The sequence below is a fragment of the Actinomycetes bacterium genome, assembly GCA_036000965.1.
Lineage (GTDB): Bacteria > Actinomycetota > CALGFH01 > CALGFH01 > CALGFH01 > DASYUT01.
In genome coordinates, this window is the sequence record DASYUT010000326.1 from 1 (window position 1) to 3,516 (window position 3,516).

Sequence of the window (3,516 nt, forward strand, 5' to 3'; positions counted from 1 at the left end):
GGCTGCGCCTGCTGACCCGGGTCGCGTTCGGGTTCCACTCGGCTCAGGCGCTGATCGGGCTGGCGATGCTCAGCCTGGGCGGGCTGTGCCCGCCCCTACCAGGACGGGCCTGAACTGGCCCACGGATATGTCAGTAGACCCCAATTCCGAGGACCAGTCTCTGGATCGCTCATCCAACCCCCACCGACCGCGTTCGCGTCCAAGCCGAGCTACTCGAACTCGACCCGGATGGACGGTTTCTCCCACACTGAGAGCGACCGTTCAAGATCCTTGCTACGCAACGCTCCTCGATGCTCGAGCGTCAGTCCGGGTGTCAGTCCGCCAGCCGCCACCAGAGGGGACACAGGAGATGACTGGCTGGATTTGGGGACTGACCTGAGCAGCGCAAACAGCACTCGGGCTCACTGGGTGGACGCTGAGCACCAGCCTACGGATCTGGTGGTTGGTCAACGGCGCCCTGGCTTCTCCGGGCGCCTCGTATGCCCGTTCCGACCCCGCGCTCCACTCCTGCGCAATGTCAGGACTTCCCACACGTGGCGTGCGGGTAGTACTGTGAGTGCGGGTACAACAGAGAGCTGATCCGATGCCGGACCTGGCATCTGCGGTAAACGGGAGGATCCATGTTCGGCCTGGTCGTACGGTTCAACCTCAAGGGTGGAAGTGGCCCGGACTTCGACAAGCTAACGGATGAGACGGTGGCCCAGATCCGAGCGACCGAACCCGGAACGCTTGTCTACGCCTGCCACGAGGTCGAGGACGGCCCCGATGCTCGCGTGTTCTACGAGCTGTACCGGGACCGCTCGGCCTTCGATACCCAACGAGGAGCAGCCACACGTACGACGGTTCCTCGCCGAGCGCGAGCAGTACATGGCGACCGCTCCGCGCGTCGAGTTCATGCGTCTGCGGGCCGGTGCAGGTCTCCCTTCCGACGTCATCCAGTCGAGCTGAGCTGTGGCCACCACGCCACCCGACGCAACGCCCGTCGGGGAGCTGATCGCCTACCACCGCGACCAGGTCGAAGCCGGCCTACTCGCCGCCGCCGAACACTCCGGGCTCCTGGCCGACGAGCCCACCCAGACCCGCACCACGATCGGCTCCGCGGAGAAGGTCGGCAGCCGCCACCCCGCCGGCGTGCCCGCCCGCGACCGGCCACCACACCGCCCCGCCGCCCGACCCACACGCCGGCAGGAACAGGGCCGGGAGGAGCGGGAACGCGATGGCTGACCCCGCCGCGGTGGCCGCGCGCCACACCCACAAACGCTGCCCCGACTGCGACCAGGTCCTGCCCGCCAGCGCCTTCTACCGCCGCCCCAACGGCTACCTCTCGGCCTACTGCAAACCCCACCAGCGCCAACGCGGCCGCGCCTGGCACGCCCGCCACCGCCCCCCCGGCCAACGTCGCCGCGCCCCCGCCCACGGCGCCGACCGCAACCGCCTGCCCGCCGCGCCCCTACTCGCCGCCATCCAGCGGTACGCGCGGCTTCGGCACCTGACCCTCAAGGAGCTCCTCGGCCCCCAGCTCGACGTCGCGTTCGACCACGCCCAAGCCGCCGGCACGATCAGCCTCCTCACCCTGGAACGGTTCTGCGACGAGGTCCTCGGCTGGCACCCCCGCATGCTCTACGGCGACGCCTACGACCACGCCGCCTTCCAACTGGACGGTGCCGGAGCACACCCGCAGCCGCGGCCGACGCAGCGGCCCACACCCAGCCGGACCGGGGCGCCATGACCCACCCACCAACACCGAGAGGAGCACGATGGCCACTCGCACGGCCGCCTCGCCCACCACCCGCACCGCGACCCCCGCAAGACCCGGCGCGGGCCGAACAACCCGCGCTCAGCCGGGCAGCGATCGCCGCCGCGCGGAACGGCTCCTCGCCGCACTCCGCACGACCCTGGTCGTGGCGCTGTCCGCGCTCGTGCTGGCCATCGGCGCGCTCGCCTACCTGGTCAGCTTCGAAGCCATCCGCGCCTTCGCCACCCAAACCGCAGCGTTCCCACCCCGGCTGGCCTGGACCGCACCCCTGCTCGTCGACTCCTTCACCACCGCCGCCACCCTGGTCATCCTGTGGCGCTACCTCCGCGGCGAACCCTGGCACGCGGCCTGGTACGCCTGGACCCTGGTCGCCGCCGCCACCGCCGTCAGCGTCGCCCTCAACGTCGGCCACGCCCCCAACCACCTCGCCGCCCGGCTGTTCGCCGCCCTCCCACCCGTCGCCCTGCTCGGCGCGGTCGAACTGCTCATGAGCGTGGCCCGCTGCGGCCTCCACCCCGCTACCGCGCCGGCCAGACCCAAGCCCGCGGCGATCAATACCGAGGCGCTGCGACGCGTTGACCCGGCCACCAACGGCCGCGCAGCCACGAGCCCTCGTCGGCGCATGGCACAAAGCACCCAGGGCCGCTCTGCGGACAACGGGCATAGGCCTCGCGGCGGCGCCCGCGCCCGGGTGCGCGAACTCGTCAGCCGCGAGCGCCACGGCGGGCCGCACGTCACCGTCACCGACGTGACCGCCGCGACCGGGCTCAAACGCCGCCGCGCCTACGAACTCCTCCACGAAGCCCGCGCCGAATGACGTCACCGACCACCTGCCTGCGATCGCGACGCACCAGTGTCGGCGGCGTCATTGACCTCGCCCCAGCGGTGTGAGGTTCCCCCGCTTTCCCGGAGGCTTCCGGAGCTGGTCCACTGGACCGCGAGCAAGGAGGAAGCCCGCCGATGGCAGCACCCCGCAAGTACCCGCCCGAGCTCAAGGAACGCGCCCTGCGGCTGTGGCGCAGGGCGCCGCGCTGGGTGACCTCGCCGTGGACGCGTCGTACCCCTTGGCCTCGGCGTCCCCGTCGGGGTGCCCCAGGCCGGCCGGTCAGCCTCGCTGGTTGGTGTAGATGAGCAGCATGTAGCGCAGCGCGCCCCCCTCCGCTCGCCGGCGCTGTTCGCCGTCCGCACTCACCCCGACGATCGGGCGACGCCGAAATCACCCGCTACGACGTGCGGGCGACGCCGAGATCGATAGCCTCCGGGCAAGCTGGCCGGGTTCGGGTAGCATGCGCCCTGCCATCCCCGGACAGGCCAGGCGCCGACTGGCCGGGGGGTGGCACGGACAGATGCGGGGAGGGCAGCGCGAGATGCTCAGCGCGTACGTGCTCATCCAGACCGAGGTCGGCAAGGCCGCCCATGTCGCCCAGGCAGTCAGCGACCTCGATGGTGTGGAGTCGGCCGAGGACGTCACCGGCCCCTACGACGTCATCGCCCGGGTCCAGGCGCCCGGGATGGATGAGCTGGGCCGGCTGGTGGTCTCCCGCGTCCAGGTCGTGGACGGCGTCACCCGCACCCTGACCTGCACGGTGCTCGGCCGGTAGCCGCATGATCGGTCACCGGGCCCGAGCTCGAACTGCCGTGCAGCTGTGGCCGTACCAGCACCTAGGATGCCGAAGATTCAGCGCCTAGGGCAGGTGTCGGCGGCGTAGGCTCGCTTGGCTGCAGTGGCGCACGACCGGCGACCGATGCGACGCGGGTGA

At 71.2% G+C, this 3,516-nt stretch carries 5 protein-coding genes and 1 pseudogene; all 6 read left to right on the forward strand.

The window, feature by feature from the left end; translation table 11 throughout:
* The coding region (locus tag VG276_29760; protein HEV8653475.1) for a hypothetical protein at window positions 1-113 on the forward strand (113 nt) is incomplete at its 5' end.
* 507 nt (window positions 114-620) lie between these two features.
* Window positions 621-752, forward strand: a pseudogene (locus tag VG276_29765) (antibiotic biosynthesis monooxygenase).
* A gap of 199 nt (window positions 753-951) precedes the next feature.
* Window positions 952-1,224, forward strand: coding sequence for a hypothetical protein (locus tag VG276_29770; GenBank protein ID HEV8653476.1), 273 nt, complete (start codon window positions 952-954; stop codon window positions 1,222-1,224).
* A complete protein-coding gene (locus VG276_29775) occupies window positions 1,217-1,729 on the forward strand; it encodes a hypothetical protein (protein HEV8653477.1) in 513 nt (170 codons plus the stop codon). Before VG276_29770 ends, VG276_29775 begins: the two co-directional genes overlap by 8 nt.
* A 28-nt stretch (window positions 1,730-1,757) precedes the next feature.
* Window positions 1,758-2,573, forward strand: coding sequence for a DUF2637 domain-containing protein (locus VG276_29780; protein HEV8653478.1), 816 nt, complete (start codon window positions 1,758-1,760; stop codon window positions 2,571-2,573).
* 550 nt (window positions 2,574-3,123) lie between these two features.
* The gene (locus VG276_29785) at window positions 3,124-3,357 is read left to right on the forward strand and encodes an Lrp/AsnC ligand binding domain-containing protein (protein HEV8653479.1); all 234 of its coding nucleotides are present in this window, start codon (window positions 3,124-3,126) and stop codon (window positions 3,355-3,357) included.
* The last annotated feature ends 159 nt before the right edge of the window (window positions 3,358-3,516 follow it).